This is a genomic window from Streptomyces sp. NPDC104313 (genome assembly GCF_055583985.1).
Genome location: NZ_JBVJMW010000011.1, coordinates 146,563 through 161,160 on the forward strand (window position 1 = coordinate 146,563; position 14,598 = coordinate 161,160).

General features: G+C 71.5%; 11 protein-coding genes. 5 read left to right on the forward strand and 6 right to left on the reverse strand.

Features of this window, described 5'->3' with window-relative positions; all coding sequences use genetic code 11:
* Positions 1–10: 10 nt before the first annotated feature.
* On the forward strand, positions 11–265 hold the full coding sequence (locus ACZ60Q_RS25070) for a DUF6011 domain-containing protein (RefSeq protein ID WP_469638727.1): 255 nt from the start codon (positions 11–13) through the stop codon (positions 263–265).
* Positions 266–275: 10 nt separating this feature from the next.
* Here the strand turns inward: ACZ60Q_RS25070 and ACZ60Q_RS25075 are convergent, their stop codons facing one another.
* Both ACZ60Q_RS25075 and ACZ60Q_RS25080 read right to left on the reverse strand, forming a co-directional pair.
* Positions 276–1,142 carry an acyl-CoA thioesterase gene (locus tag ACZ60Q_RS25075; RefSeq protein ID WP_469638730.1) on the reverse strand — a complete coding sequence of 289 codons (867 nt, stop codon included), beginning with the start codon at positions 1,140–1,142 and terminating at the stop codon, positions 276–278.
* Between the two features lie 34 nt (positions 1,143–1,176).
* Positions 1,177–3,690, reverse strand: coding sequence for a DEAD/DEAH box helicase (locus ACZ60Q_RS25080; RefSeq protein WP_469638732.1), 2,514 nt, complete (start codon positions 3,688–3,690; stop codon positions 1,177–1,179).
* Positions 3,691–3,828: 138 nt separating this feature from the next.
* On the opposite strand from ACZ60Q_RS25080, the gene ACZ60Q_RS25085 reads away from it, so the two are divergent.
* Together ACZ60Q_RS25085 and ACZ60Q_RS25090 are read left to right on the forward strand one after the other, a co-directional pair.
* Entirely contained in the window at positions 3,829–4,620 is a 792-nt protein-coding gene (locus ACZ60Q_RS25085) for a metal-dependent hydrolase (protein ID WP_469638735.1), read from the forward strand.
* 56 nt (positions 4,621–4,676) lie between these two features.
* Positions 4,677–6,212 carry an ATP-dependent DNA ligase gene (locus ACZ60Q_RS25090; protein WP_469638738.1) on the forward strand — a complete coding sequence of 512 codons (1,536 nt, stop codon included), beginning with the start codon at positions 4,677–4,679 and terminating at the stop codon, positions 6,210–6,212.
* 46 nt (positions 6,213–6,258) lie between these two features.
* On the opposite strand, the gene ACZ60Q_RS25095 is transcribed toward ACZ60Q_RS25090, so the two are convergent.
* Positions 6,259–7,620, reverse strand: a complete 1,362-nt coding sequence (locus tag ACZ60Q_RS25095; protein ID WP_469638741.1) for an NAD(P)/FAD-dependent oxidoreductase — start codon at positions 7,618–7,620, stop codon at positions 6,259–6,261.
* A gap of 224 nt (positions 7,621–7,844) precedes the next feature.
* Between ACZ60Q_RS25095 and ACZ60Q_RS25100 the strand changes: the two genes are divergently transcribed.
* A complete protein-coding gene (locus ACZ60Q_RS25100) occupies positions 7,845–9,407 on the forward strand; it encodes a fused MFS/spermidine synthase (RefSeq protein WP_469638744.1) in 1,563 nt (520 codons plus the stop codon).
* 443 nt (positions 9,408–9,850) lie between these two features.
* On the forward strand, positions 9,851–10,489 hold the full coding sequence (locus tag ACZ60Q_RS25105) for a hypothetical protein (protein WP_469638747.1): 639 nt from the start codon (positions 9,851–9,853) through the stop codon (positions 10,487–10,489).
* A gap of 53 nt (positions 10,490–10,542) precedes the next feature.
* Here ACZ60Q_RS25105 and ACZ60Q_RS25110 read toward each other — a convergent pair whose 3' ends face one another.
* The 3 genes from ACZ60Q_RS25110 to ACZ60Q_RS25120 form a co-directional block, all read right to left on the reverse strand.
* Positions 10,543–10,701, reverse strand: a complete 159-nt coding sequence (locus ACZ60Q_RS25110; RefSeq protein WP_469638749.1) for a hypothetical protein — start codon at positions 10,699–10,701, stop codon at positions 10,543–10,545.
* Between the two features lie 248 nt (positions 10,702–10,949).
* Positions 10,950–12,731, reverse strand: coding sequence for an ABC transporter ATP-binding protein (locus ACZ60Q_RS25115; RefSeq protein ID WP_469638751.1), 1,782 nt, complete (start codon positions 12,729–12,731; stop codon positions 10,950–10,952).
* Positions 12,728–14,575 carry an ABC transporter transmembrane domain-containing protein gene (locus ACZ60Q_RS25120; RefSeq protein ID WP_469638754.1) on the reverse strand — a complete coding sequence of 616 codons (1,848 nt, stop codon included), beginning with the start codon at positions 14,573–14,575 and terminating at the stop codon, positions 12,728–12,730. Before ACZ60Q_RS25120 ends, ACZ60Q_RS25115 begins: the two co-directional genes overlap by 4 nt.
* Positions 14,576–14,598: the final 23 nt, after the last annotated feature.

A 14,598-nucleotide genomic window follows, 5' to 3' on the forward strand; every position in this document is an offset into this window, starting at 1 on the left:
GGATCGGCGTGTGGAGATTCCCGACGTCCTTCCCGAACCGCTGCCCGGTGGAGCCGCAGCCGCCGACCGGGACCCGGCCGCCGACGGCGAGCAGCATCGGGGCCGCCGCCTCGTCCGCTGCCGCCTCTGCGGCCGGCCTCTCACCGGGACCGACTCGCGCCGGGCCGGCCTCGGACCGTCCTGCGACGCCAAGCTGCACCCGGCGCCGCCGGACATCCGCACCCGCCGCCACGAGGTGGACCAGGACCCGCTGCCCGGCACCTGACACGGCCGTACTACAGCCGCCGGAACAGCCCCTCCTGCACCACCGACACCAGCAGCTGCCCCGACCGGTCGTAGATCCGGCCCCGCGCCAGACCGCGCCCGCCCGTGGCGACCGGGGACTCCTGGTCGTACAGGAACCACTCGTCCGCCCGGAACGGCCGGTGGAACCACATGGCGTGGTCCAGCGACGCCATGTCGAAGCCCCGCGGACCCCACAGCGGCTCCACCGGGATACGGACCGCGTCCAGCAGCGTCATATCGCTCGCGTACGTCAGCGCGCAGGTGTGCACCAGCGGGTCATCGCCCAGCGGGCCCACCGCCCGCATCCACACCGCGCTCCGCGGATCCGCGTCCTCGACCTCGTCCTTCGTCCAGCGCAGCCGGTCGACGTAACGGATGTCGAAGGGCTGCCGCCGTGCCATCCGCTCCAACGCCTCCGGCAGCACGCCCAGGTGCTCGCGCACCTCCTCGGCCACCGTCGGCAGCTCCTCCGGGTCCGGGACGATCCGGGCCGGCGGCAACTGGTGCTCGAAGCCCGCCTCCTCGGGGCGGTGGAACGACGCCGTCAGATTGAAGATCGTCCGTCCCTCCTGGACGGCCGTCACCCGCCGGGTGGTGAACGACCGGCCGTCCCGCACCCGCTCCACCTGGTACACGATCGGCACTCCGGGGCGGCCGGGCCGCAGGAAATAGGCGTGCAGCGAGTGCACCGGCCGGTCCCCGTCGGTGGTCCGGCCCGCCGCCACCAGCGCCTGGCCCGCGACCTGCCCGCCGAAGACCCGTTGCAGGGACTCCTGGGGGCTGAGGCCGCGGAAGATGTTGACCTCGATCCGCTCCAGGTCGAGCAGGTCGACCAGGCGCTCGGCCGGATTCGTCATGCGGTACCTCTCCACTCGTGTCCCAGGGGTCCCCTCACAGCTGGCCGACCTCGGTGACCCGGACGATCGCCCGGCCCTCCTCGTCGGAGGCCGCGAGGTCCACCTCGGCCTTGATGCCCCAGTCGTGATCGCCCGCCGGGTCGGCGAACGCCTGCCAGACCCGCCACAGCCCGTGCGCCGCGTCCTCCTCGATCTTCAGCAGCTTCGGACCGCGCGCGTCCGGACCGGTCCCGAGATCCTCGTGCGCGTCCCAGTACGCGTCCATCGCCTCGCCCCAGGCGTCCTCGTCCCACCCGGCGTCGCCGTCCAGCTCGCCCAGGTCCCGGACCCGGTCCAGCGCGGCCAGCTCCACCCGGCGGAACATCGCGTTGCGCACCAGCACCCGGAAGGCACGGGGGTTGGCCGTGACCGGCTTGACCTCGTCCGCCTTCTCCTGGGCCTGCTCGGCGGTCTCCACCTCGGGGTTGGCCAGCTGCTCCCACTCGTCCAGCAGACTGGAGTCCACCTGGCGCACCATCTCGCCGAGCCACGAGATCAGGTCCTGGAGGTCCTCCGACTTCACGTCGTCCGGGATCGTGTGCTCCAGCGCCTTGTAGGCGCTCGCCAGATACCGCAGCACGATGCCCTCGGTCCGGGCCAGCTCGTAGTGCGAGGTGAACTCCGTGAAGGTCATGGCGCGCTCGTACATGTCCCGGATCACCGACTTCGGCGACACCGGGTGGTCGTTCACCCACGGGTGGCTCGTGCGGTACACGTCGTAGGCGTGCCACAGCAGCTCGCTCAGCGGCTTGGGGTACGTGACCTCCTGGAGCCGTTCCATCCGCTCCTCGTACTCGACCCCGTCCGCCTTCATCTGTCCCACGGCCTCGCCGCGCGCCTTGTTCTGCTGGGCGGCCAGGATCTGCCGGGGATCGTCCAGCGTCGACTCGACGACCGAGACCATGTCCAGCGCGTACGAAGGGGACTCGGTGTCCAGCAGGTCGAACGCGGCCAGCGCGAACGTGGAGAGCGGCTGGTTCAGCGCGAAGTCCTGCTGGAGATCGACCGTCAGACGGACGATCCGGCCCTCGGCGTCCGGCGTCTCCAACCGCTCCACCACCCCGCCGTCCAGCAGCGAGCGGTAGATCGCGATGGCCCGCCGGATGTGCCGCAGCTGCGCCCGGCGCGGCTCGTGGTTGTCCTCCAGCAGATGCCGCATCGCGTCGAACGCGTTGCCCGGCCGGGCGATGACCGCGAGCAGCATGGTGTGCGTGACCCGGAAGCGGGAGATCAGCGGCTCCGGGTCGGAGGTGATCAACTTGTCGAAGGTGGTCTCCGACCAGGCGACGAAGCCCTCCGGGGCCTTCTTGCGGACCACCTTGCGCTTCTTCTTCGGGTCATCGCCCGCCTTCTTGACGGCCTTCTCGTTCTCGATGACGTGCTCGGGCGCCTGCGCCACGACGAAGCCGGCCGTGTCGAACCCGGCCCGCCCGGCCCGGCCCGCGATCTGGTGGAACTCCCGCGCGCGCAGCGTCCGCACCCGGGTGCCGTCGTACTTGGTGAGCGCCGTGAACAGCACCGTACGGATGGGCACGTTGACGCCGACGCCGAGCGTGTCCGTCCCGCAGATCACCTTCAGCAGACCCGCCTGGGCCAGCTTCTCCACCAGGCGGCGGTACTTGGGCAGCATCCCCGCGTGGTGCACCCCGATACCGTGGCGCACGTAACGGGAGAGGTTCTGGCCGAACTTGGTGGTGAAGCGGAAGCCGCCGATCATATCGGCGATCTTCTCCTTCTCCTCCTTCGTGCACATGTTGATGCTCATCAGCGACTGCGCCCGCTCGACGGCCGCCGCCTGTGTGAAGTGCACGATGTAGACCGGCGACTGCCGGGTGTCCAGCAGCTCGGTCAGCGTCTCGGTGATCGGCGTGAAGCGGTACTCGTAGCTGAGCGGCACCGGGCGGGTCGCGGAGCGCACCACGGAGGTGGGGCGGCCGGTACGCCGGGTCAGGTCCTTCTCGAACATCGCGACATCGCCGAGCGTCGCCGACATCAGCACGAACTGGGCCTGCGGCAGCTCCAGCAACGGAATCTGCCATGCCCAGCCCCGGTCCGGCTCCGCGTAGAAGTGGAACTCGTCCATCACGACCTGGCCGATGTCGGCGTACTTGCCGTCGCGCAGCGCGATGGAGGCCAGCACCTCGGCCGTACAGCAGATCACCGGGGCGTCCGCGTTGACCGAGGCGTCGCCGGTGAGCATGCCGACGTTCTCGGTGCCGAAGAGCTTGCACAGGTCGAAGAACTTCTCCGACACCAGCGCCTTGATCGGCGCCGTGTAGAAGGTGACCTTGTCCTGGGCCAGCGCGGTGAAGTGCGCGGCCGCAGCCACCAGGCTCTTCCCGGAGCCGGTCGGAGTGGAAAGGATCACGTTCGCCCCGGAGACCACCTCGATCAGCGCCTCCTCCTGAGCCGGATAGAGGGTGATGCCCTGGGTCTCGGTCCATGACGAGAAGGCCTCGAAGAGGGCGTCCGGGTCGGGGGTCTTAGGCAGCTGGTCGATGAGGGTCACACCCCCATCTTGCCTGTCTTGCGCCCGGATGAGGGAACCGGAGGACGGCACGAAGATCACGGACGATACGCTGCGGTGTCAACCTGCCCGCGCCGCACCGGCGATGGGCGCATGACGCTCTGGGGGCGGGAAAAGACCATGATGGGACCGGCACACTCTCTGTCAGGAGCAGCGGCCTGGCTGGGGGTGGGCGCGGCGGCCGCCGCCGCGGGCCACACGATGCCGTGGCCCGTCCTCGTCGTCGGGGCGCTGATCTGCGCGGGAGCCGCGCTCGCCCCCGACCTCGACCACAAGTCCGCGACCATCTCGCGCGCCTTCGGACCCCTCTCCAAGGGGCTCTGCGAGATAGCCGACAAGCTCTCGTACGCCGTCTACAAGGCCACCAGGAGCAAGGCCGACACCCGCCGCACCGGCGGCCACCGCACCCTCACCCACACCTGGTTCTTCGCCGTCCTGATGGGCGCCGGCTGCTCCTTCGCCGCGGTCACCGGCGGACGCTGGGCGGTCCTCGCGATCCTCTTCGTCCACCTGGTGCTCGCCGTCGAGGGCCTGCTGTGGCGGGCCGCCCGGGTCTCCAGCGACGTCCTCGTCTGGCTCCTCGGGGCCACCAGCGCGTGGATCCTCGCCGGCGTCCTTGACCAGCCGGGCAACGGGGCCGGCTGGCTCTTCGACGCCCCCGGCCAGGAGTACATGTGGCTGGGCCTGCCCATCGTGCTCGGCGCCCTGGTCCACGACATCGGGGACGCGCTGACCGTCTCGGGGTGCCCGATCCTGTGGCCGCTCCCGATCGCCGGAAAGCGCTGGTACCCGCTCGGCCCTCCGAAGTTCATGCGGTTCCGGGCCGGCAGCTGGGTGGAGATCAAGGTGCTGATGCCCGCCTTCATGGTCCTCGGGGGAGTGGGCGGGGCGGCCGCCCTCAACTTCATATGACCGATCGCCGCCCGCGCGGGCGGGCGACGCGCTCCGCCCCGTAGCACCATGGCGGCATGCTGCTCGCCGAGCTCGCCCAGGTGTCCCTGGAGGTCGCCGCCACCTCCGCCCGGTCCCGGAAGACGGCGCTCCTCGCCCGCCTCTTCCGGGACGCCGGACCCGAGGACGTCCCCGTCGTCATCCCGTACCTCGCCGGACGGCTGCCCCAGGGCCGCATCGGCGTCGGCCGGCGGAGCCTCGGGGAACCGGTGGAACCCGCCGGTGAGCCCACGCTCACCGTCACCGGCGTCGACGCCGAGCTGACCGCCCTCGCCGCCACCTCCGGTCCGGGGTCCCAGGCACTGCGCCGCGAGCGCCTGCGGGCCCTGTTCGCCGCCGCCACCGCCGACGAGCAGCGCTTCCTGTGGGCCCTGCTCACCGGCGAGGTACGCCAGGGCGCCCTGGACGCGGTCGCCGCCGAGGCCCTGGCCCACGCCGCCGGAGCACCGCCCGCCGACGTCCGGCGGGCCGTGATGCTCGCCGGCTCCCTCCCGGAGGTCGCGAAGGTCCTCCTCGCGGACGGCCCCGGAGCGCTGGGGGCCTTCCGTCTCACCGTCGGTCGCCCCATTCAGCCGATGCTGGCGCAGACCGCGGCCTCGGTCGGCGAGGCCCTCGACAAGCTGGGCCCCTGCGCGGTCGAGGAGAAGCTCGACGGGATCCGGGTGCAGGTCCACCGGGACGGCAACCGGATCCACGCCTACACCCGGACCCTCGACGACATCACCGACCGGCTGCCCGAACTGGTCACCGCCGTCGCCGCGCTCGACGGGCGCCGCTTCGTCCTCGACGGCGAGCTGATCGCCCTGGGGGAGGACGGCAGGCCCCGGCCGTTCCAGGAGACCGCCTCCCGGGTGGGCTCACGGCGGGACGTGGCCGGAGCCGCGGCGCACGTGCCCGTCGTCCCGGTCTTCTTCGACGCCTTGTCGGTCGATGACGAGGACCTGCTCGACCGGCCCTTCACCGTCCGCCACGCGGCCCTGGCCCGGCTCCTCCCGGAGAACCTGCGAGTACGGCACACCGTCGTCGCCGATCCGGACGCCCCGGGGGCCCGCGAGGCGGCCGACGCGTTCCTCGCCGACGCCCTGGAGCGCGGCCACGAGGGAGTCGTCGTCAAGGACCTGGCCGCCGGCTACGGCGCGGGCCGCCGGGGCGCGTCCTGGCTGAAGGTGAAGCCCGTCCACACCCTGGACCTGGTGGTGCTCGCCGTCGAGTGGGGCAGCGGCCGGCGCACCGGCAAGCTCTCCAACCTGCACCTGGGCGCACGCCGGCCCGACGGCACGTTCGCGATGCTCGGCAAGACCTTCAAGGGGCTCACGGACGCCCTGCTGGACTGGCAGACCGAGCGGCTGGGGGAGCTGGCGACCGACGACGACGGCCGTGTCGTCACCGTACGCCCGGAAATCGTCGTGGAGATCGCCTACGACGGTCTCCAGCGCTCCACCCGTTACCCCGCCGGGGTAACCCTCCGGTTCGCGCGCGTCCTGCGTTACCGGCAGGACAAGACCGCGCAGGAGGCGGACACCGTGGAGACGGTCCTGTCCCGGCAGCCGTGAGCGCGCCCCGCGGAACCCGGGACGCGCTCACGCGGAGACCGGCTGCTCAGCGCTTGGTGACCGTCGCCGCCGTGTGCTCCCTGATCTGCTCCGGCGTCAGATAGGCATCCGTGTACTCGAAGTCCCGCAGCGCAACCGGCTTGCGGGACTGGAACCCGGTCCGCACGAAGTCGTCACCGGCGACCGCGTTCAGCATCCAGTTCGTCATGACCCGGGTCTTGGCGACGTTCGTACGCAGCGCCGACCAGTGGTAGCCGCGTGCCACCGCCTGCGCGGGCAGCCCACGCAGCTCGACGCCCAGCGGCTTGGACACGGCGTCCTTGCCGCCGAGGTCCACGACGAGCCCCAGGTCCTTGTGCACGTAGTCCTTGAGCGGCTGATGACGCAGCGAGGCGATCAGGTTGTCGGCCAGCACGCGCCCTTGCCGCATCGCGTGCTGCGCGGTGGGCGGGCAGACCGCCCCGTCGCCCTTGGCCAGGTCGGGCACCGCGGCGGCGTCGCCGAGGGAGAACACCCCGTCCGCGCCCGGCAGCCGCAGCTGCGGGGTCACCGCGAGCCGACCGCGTACGGTCTCCGCGCCGAGGGTGGCGATGAGCGGGCTGGCGGCCACTCCGGCGGTCCAGATCAGGGTCCGGCAGGGCAGCACCCGGCCGTCGGTGAACGTGACCTCCTCCGGTCCCGCCCTCGCGATCGAGACCCCGAGCGACACCTCCAGGTTCCGCTTGCGGAGCACCTCCAGGGCGGCCCGCCCCAGCTTGTCGCCCAGCTCCGGCATCAGCTTGGGCGCGATGTCGATCAGGTGCCACTTGATCAGCCGCGGGTCCAGCCGCGGATAGTGCCGGACCGCGCTGGTGGTCAGACGCTGGAGGCAGGCGGCCGTCTCCGTGCCCGCGTAACCGCCGCCGACCACCACGAACTGGAGCCGGGAGGCCCGCTCGGCCTCGTCGTGACTGGCGTCCGCCAGATCCAGCTGGGCGATGACGTGGTCCCGGACGTAAGCGGCCTCGGCCAGCGTCTTCATCCCCCGGGCGTGGTCCAGCAGCCCGGGGATGTCGAAGGTCCGGGTGACGCTGCCCGCCGCCAGCACGATGTAGTCGTACGGCTCGTTCACGATCTCGTCCGTGATCTTGCGGATCACGCAGACCTTCGCCCGCGTGTCCACACCGATCGCCCCGCCCGGCACGATCCTCGTCCGGTGGCGGCGGCTGCGGCGCAGCGACACCGCGACGGACTGGGGTGTGAGCACCCCGGAAGCCACCTGGGGGAGCAACGGCAGATACAGCTGGTAGGAGAACGGCGTGACGAGCGTGATCCGGGCCTCTCCCGGAGCGAGCCTGCGCTCCAAGCGGCGCACGCACTCGACGCCCGCGAATCCGGCGCCGACGACGAGAATCCTGGGTGGTGCCACGGTCTGCGTCCCTTCTCGGGCTTGCGCGGTTCTGCGCTCGCCTGCCCCGTCTACCGGGTGACTCACCCCTCATCCTTAACCGGACGCCCCGGCATCCGCCTCCTGACAGGGGTGAAAGGGGGCCCGCCGACCGCCCCCGGCCCGTCGCGCGAGGCGGTGTACCGGCCTCCTTCGCCCTTGGCGGGGAAGGGAGTTCGGTCGTCGCCCCGTGCGAGGATGCTGCGGTGACCACCTCACCCCCCTCGCCCGTGACCGACGGCTCCTCCCCGGCCGACGCCCCGCCCCGCGATCACCGCCTCGGCCCCCGCGCCGCCGCGGTCCTCGTGTTCGGTTCATCGGCCGCGGTCCTGGTGGTCGAGATCGTCGCCCTGCGGCTGCTGGCCCCGTACCTCGGCCTCACCCTGGAGACCAGCACGATGGTGATCGGCATCGCCCTCACCGCCATCGCGCTGGGCTCCTGGCTGGGCGGGCGCATCGCGGACCAGGTCGACCCGCACCGGCTCATCGGACCGGCGCTCGGGGTGTCGGGCGTGGTCGTCGCGCTCACCCCGCTCCTGCTGCGTACCGTCGCGCAGTGGTCGCCGGCGCTGCTCCTGCTGGTCGCGTCGGCGACCCTCCTGGTGCCCGGCGCACTGCTCTCCGCGGTGACCCCGTTCGTGACGAAGCTGCGGCTCACCAGCCTGGCCGAGACCGGGACCGTGGTCGGGCGGCTGTCGGGCGTGGGCACCTTCGGCGCCATCGTCGGCACCGTCCTCACCGGCTTCGTCCTGGTCTCGCGACTGCCCGTCAGCTCCATCCTGATCGGCCTCGGCACGCTGCTGGTGCTCGGGGGCGCCCTGGTCGGATGGCGGGCCCGCCGCCGGCGGCGCGCCTCGGCCGTCGCGCTCTCGGTCGTCGTCGCGGGCTCCCTCGCCACCGCGTTCGCCCCCGGCGGCTGTGACGCGGAGACCCGCTACCACTGCGCACAGGTCGTCGCGGACCCCGACCGGGACAGCGGTCACACCCTCGTCCTAGACGGCCTGAGCCACTCCTACGTCGACGTCGAGGACCCGGCGCACCTGAAGTTCGCGTACGTGCGCGCCATCGCCTCGGTCGTCGACACCGCCTTTCCCGGGGGCGAGCCGCTGACCGCCCACCACATCGGGGGCGGCGGCCTCACCTTCCCCCGCTACCTCGCCGCTTCACGCCCCGGGACCCGCAGCCTCGTCTCCGAGATCGACGGCGGAGTCGTGCGCATCGACCGCGACCGGTTCGGCCTGGGGCCGTCGACCGCCACCGGCATCGACGTGCGCGTGGAGGACGGCCGACTGGGCCTGCGCAGGCTGGCGGCGGGCAGTCACGACCTGGTCGTGGGCGACGCCTTCGGGGGCGTCAGTGTGCCGTGGCACCTCACCACGTCGCAGGCGCTGGGAGACGTCCGCCGGGCGCTCGACGAGGACGGCCTGTACGTCGCCAACCTCATCGACCACGGCGAGCTGGCCTTCGCCCGCGCCGAGGTCGCCACCCTCGCCGCGACCTTCGGGCACGTCGCCCTCCTCGGAAAGCCCGCGGACATCGGGCTGGACCCGACCGCCTCCACCGTGGGCGGCAACCTGGTGGTGGTGGCCTCCGAGCGGCCGGTCGACGCCCCCGCGATCCAGCAGGCCCTGGACGCCCGGGAGGTCGGCTGGAAGATCAACACCGGCGACGGACTCGCCTCCTGGACCGGGGACGCCCGGGTGCTCACCGACGACCACGCGCCCGTCGACCAGCTCCTCCAGCCCGACCGCACGCGGACGGCCCGGTGATTCCCGGCCCCCAACCTCGGGTTCCTTGGGTTCTAACGGGCCTCTCGTTCGGGTCGGCCCGGATCGGAGCGCCGGACCCCGAGCGCCCGGCGTGATCCGAACGTGTAGGTTCTGTGCCTTCGCACGCTGCCTTCGCCCGTACCGAGTCCTGCGGAAACGCCGGAATCCGGGCTCCATGCGCAACGCCGTAGTTGGACAGTGGTGCGCAATCTTGGTCTGGTAGGCGACGCCGAAGGTTACCCAGGGTGAGGAACGCGGTGCGCCGAACAAGCGGTGCAGTGGGCTCGCGTCCCCCGCTTCAGCGGTGACCGCCTGTGAAGCACGCCTCTCAGTTTGCGAGTTGAGGCCGAGGCTGGCTCATTACCTTGACGCCGCAACACTGAACTCAGTAAGAGAGTGGGGCACCGCATCGGGCGTTGGTGCTATCGCAGGGGGGTAACGGGGTGTTTGACCTCACGATCGCGACACTCGGCACAATAGGCGTATTGGTCGGCATAGCCGCCGGAATCATCACCATTATCGTGGAGATGCGGCGGATCCGTTGGCCGGCCTGGATCTCGGGCAAGAAGTGGTTAAAGGCGATCCTGGTCTTCGTGGTGGTGGGCGCGGTCGCCACGGGGCTCACGATCAGCGGGTACCTGATGGCCCAACGGACAACCGTGACAGAGGAGTTGGGTGGCGTAGACCTGAGCGGCTACTGCACCTCGTACGGATTCAAGGGGACACAGGGGATGGGCTGCCAATCCCTGATCGACCTGGGAGATGCCTGCGACAAACGGTTCGACAGGGACGGCGACACCATGAAGTTCACCGACCCCGACGACCCGAACACCGGCGTGTGCGTCACGGCTTCCGGGCGTAATACGGAGAAAGGCGTCGACAACCTGCCAGAGTACTGCCGCGACAAGTACAAGCAGACTCACAACGTCAAGGCCCTGTCCAGCCCGCCGCACAAGTGGATTTGCCGTACTGCCGTCGATCCGACACTGGTATGCAGCTGGCACTACCAGTCCCGCGATGCAGTGGGGCGGAAGGACGACGTCGACGAGCAGTGGAAGTGCTATGAGGAGAAGCGGCTCTGAACCGCGGGACCCGGGGCGGCCAGGGAAACCCAGGGGGATCACGGCTGAGGCGTTCACGTCCGGGCTCGCACAGGTGCGCTGGGTGCTGTCCGGTTCTGTGCGGCGGTGAGGGCGGAGCGGGTCGGGTAGCCGAGCTGTGCCGTGACGTCGGCCGCGGTGGCCTCCGGGGTGGCGGAGGCGTGGAGCGAAACTTTCGCCAGGGAGCCGGCCATGTGAAATCCGCCAACCGCAGTTCCTTGACCGGACCTTGCGGACCGACGCGTCGTCGTAGCGCACCGACGCCATCGGCTGTTCGTACTTCGCGCGTACCCGTGCTGGACTCCGGATGACCATAGACAGGAAGCTGGTTACCGTCCGGAGTCAGTGCGCACAGATCCTCGGGATTACGCATTCGGTGCGCATCTCACGGGTACAGTGCGCACCGGCTCGCGGAACCTACAGAACGAGAGGTCCGGGCGGCTCACCCGTGCCAGGACCGCCACAGGGACGCGTACGCGCCGTCCGCCGCCACCAGCTCGTCGTGGCTGCCCAGCTCGCTGATCCGGCCGTCCTCCACGACCGCGATCACATCCGCGTCGTGCGCGGTGTGCAGACGGTGCGCGATCGCCACCACCGTGCGGCCCTCCAGCACCCGGGCCAGTGAACGCTCCAGATGGCGGGCGGCCCGCGGGTCCAGCAGCGAGGTCGCCTCGTCCAGCACCAGCGTGTGCGGATCGGCCAGCACGAGACGGGCCAGGGCGATCTGCTGCGCCTGCGCCGGGGTCAGCGCGAACCCGCCCGAGCCGACCTCGGTGTCCAGCCCCTCCTCCAGGGCCTTCGCCCAGCCGTCCGCGTCTACCGCGGCCAGCGACGCCCACAGCTCCGTGTCCTTCGCCCCGTCGCGGGCCAGCAGGAGGTTGTCCCGGAGCGAGCCGACGAAGACGTGGTGCTCCTGGTTGACCAGGGCCACATGCTCACGGACCCGTTCGGCCGTCATCCGCGACAGCTCCGCCCCGCCGAGCGTCACCTCACCGGTGCGCGGCGCGTAGATCCCCGCCAACAGCCTGCCCAGCGTGGACTTGCCCGCGCCGGAGGGGCCGACGAGGGCGAGCCGGGTGCCCGGAGCCACATCGAGCGACACCTTGTGCAGGACGTCGACGCCCTCCCGGTAACCGAACCTGACGTCGTCCGCCCGCACGTCCCGGCCGTCCGGGCCGACCCCGGCGTCGCCCGCGTCCGGCTCGATCTCCCGGACGCCGACCAGCCGGGCCAGCGACACCTGGGCCACCTGGAGCTCGTCGTACCACCGCAGGATCAGGTTGATCGGGTCGACCAGCATCTGCGACAGCAGCGCCCCCGTCGTCAGCTGCCCGACCGTGAGCCAGCCCTCCAGCACGAACCAGCCGCCGAGCAGCAGCACCGCGCCGAGAACCGTCACGAACGTCGCGTTGATGACCGGGAACAGCACCGAGCGCAGGAACAGCGTGTACCGCTCCCAGGCCGTCCACTCCGTGATCCGCCGGTCCGACAGCGCCACCCGCCGGTCGCCGAGGCGGTGCGCCTCCACGGTCCGCCCGGCGTCCACCGTCTCCGCGAGCATCGCGGCGACGGCCGCGTAACCGGCGGCCTCCGAGCGGTACGCCGCGGGGGCCCGGCGGAAGTACCAGCGGCAGCCCACGATCAGCACCGGCAGCGCGATCACCACGGCCAGCGCCAGCGGGGGAGCGGTCACCGTCATCGCGCCGATCAGCAGGGAGGTCCACACGACGCCGATCGCCAACTGCGGCACGGCCTCCCGCATCGCGTTCGCCAGCCGGTCGATGTCCGTGGTGATCCGGGACAGCAGATCGCCTGTCCCGGCCCGCTCCAGAACCCCGGGCGGCAGCCCCACGGACCGTACGAGGAAGTCCTCGCGCAGATCCGCGAGCATCTCCTCGCCCAGCATCGCCCCGCGCAGCCGCATGCTCCGCGTGAACACGGTCTGGACGACCAGCGCGACCGCGAAGATCGCCGCCGTGCGCTCCAGATGCAGGTCGGTGACGCCGTTGGACAGGTCCTCCACCAGCCCGCCCAGCAGATACGGGCCGGTGATCGAGGCGATCACCGCCACCGCGTTGACCGTGACCAGGATGGTGAACGCCCTGCGGTGCCGGCGCAGCAGACTCCGTACGTAACTCCGTACGGTCGTCGGCGTGCCCACGGGCAGTGTCGTCGCCGACTCCGGGGCCGCGGGGTCGTACGCCGGGGGTGCGACGCCGATCATGCCCTCTCCTCGATTTCCTGGGTGCTCTTCATGGCGGGGATTTCGCCGATGCCGTGCGGCGCGCTCGTGGCGGCCGTCTCGTCGTCGGTCTCCCGGGTGACGACCGCCCGGTAGCGGGGTTCGGTGCGCAGCAGGTCGCGGTGGGTTCCCGCGGCGACCACCGTGCCCTCGTGGACGAGCACCACCCGGTCGGCGGCGTCGAGCAGCAGCGGGGACGAGGCGAACGCCACCGTCGTACGGCCCCGGCGCAGCTTCGCGATCCCGGCGGCGACCCGTGCCTCGGTGTGCGAGTCGACCGCGGAGGTCGGCTCGTCCAGCACCAGCGCCTCCGGGTCGGTGACCAGCGACCGGGCCAGCGCGAGGCGCTGGCGCTGGCCGCCGGACAGGGACCGGCCGCGCTCGGTGATCCGGGTCCGCATCGGGTCCCCGTCGTTGTCGGGGGAGGCCTGCGCCAGGGCGCTCAGCACGTCACCGCACTGGGCCGCCTCCAACGCCGCCTCGGCGGGGACCTGGCCCGAGGACGGGATGTCCAGCAGCTCGCTGAGCGTGCCGGACAGCAGCACCGGGTCCTTGTCCTGGACCAGCACCGCGGCCCGTGCGGCGTTCAGCGGGAGCTCGTCGAGCGCGACACCGCCGAGCAGGACCGACGGAGTCGTCGCCGAAGCCTCCCCGTCCCCGCTCTCCTCGCCGGTCTCCGCGTGCCCGCCGAGCCGTTCGGCCAGCCGGCCCGCCTGGTCCGGGTCACCGCAGACGACAGCGGTGAACTGCCCCCGAGGGGCCAGCAGTCCGGTCGCCGGGTCGTACAGATCACCGGAGGGTGTCACCCCCTCGACGGTGGTCTCCCGGGTGCTGCGGCGCAGCGACAGCACGCGCACCGCGCGCTGGGCGGACGGCCGCGAGAAGGAGTACGCCATCGCGATCTCCTCGAAGTGCCGCAGCGGGAACAGCATCAGCGTGACCGCGCTGTAGACGGTGACCAGCTGTCCGACCTCGATACGGCCGTCCCGGGCCAGCGTTGCCCCGTACCAGACCAGGGAGATCAGCAGGACCCCCGGCAGCAGCACCTGCACCGCCGAGATCAGCGCCCACATCCGGGCCGAGCGCACAGCTGCCCCGCGAACCTCCTGGGAGGCTCGGCGGTAGCGGCCGAGGAACAGCTCCTCGCCGCCGATACCGCGCAGGACGCGCAGTCCGGCGACGGTGTCCGAGGCCAGCTCGGTGGCCTTGCCCGCCTTCTCGCGCTGCTCGTCGGCGCGCCGGGTGGCGCGCGGCAGCAGAGGCAGCACGGCCAGGGCGAGGACCGGCATGGCGAGCGCCACCATCAGACCGAGGGACGGGAGATAGAAGGACAGCCATACGCAGACCCCCACGAGGGCGATGGCGGCGGCCACGAAGCGGGAGAGGGCCTCGACGAACCAGCCGATCTTCTCCACGTCGCCGGTCGAGACGGCGACGACCTCACCGGCCGCGACCCGCCGCGTCAGCGCCGATCCCAGCTCCGCGGTCTTGCGGGCGAGCAGTTGCTGGATCCGGGCCGCGGCGGTGATCCAGTTGGTCACGGCGGTCCGGTGGAGCATGGTGTCGCCGAGGGCGAGCACCACGCCGAGGACCGCGATGAGACCGCCGGCCAGGGCCAGCCGGCTTCCCGAGCGGTCGATGACGGCCTGGACGGCGAGACCCACGCCGACCGGCATACCGGCGATGCCCAGCTGGTGCAGCAGCCCCCAGCAGAGGGCCTTCAGCTGCCCGGCGAGCTGGTTGCGCCCGAGCCAGTAGAGGAATCGAGGGCCTGAACGGACATCGGGGTCGCCGGGATCCGAATACGGAAGGTCGCGAATCTGCATGACGTCCCAGGGCTTGTGAAACG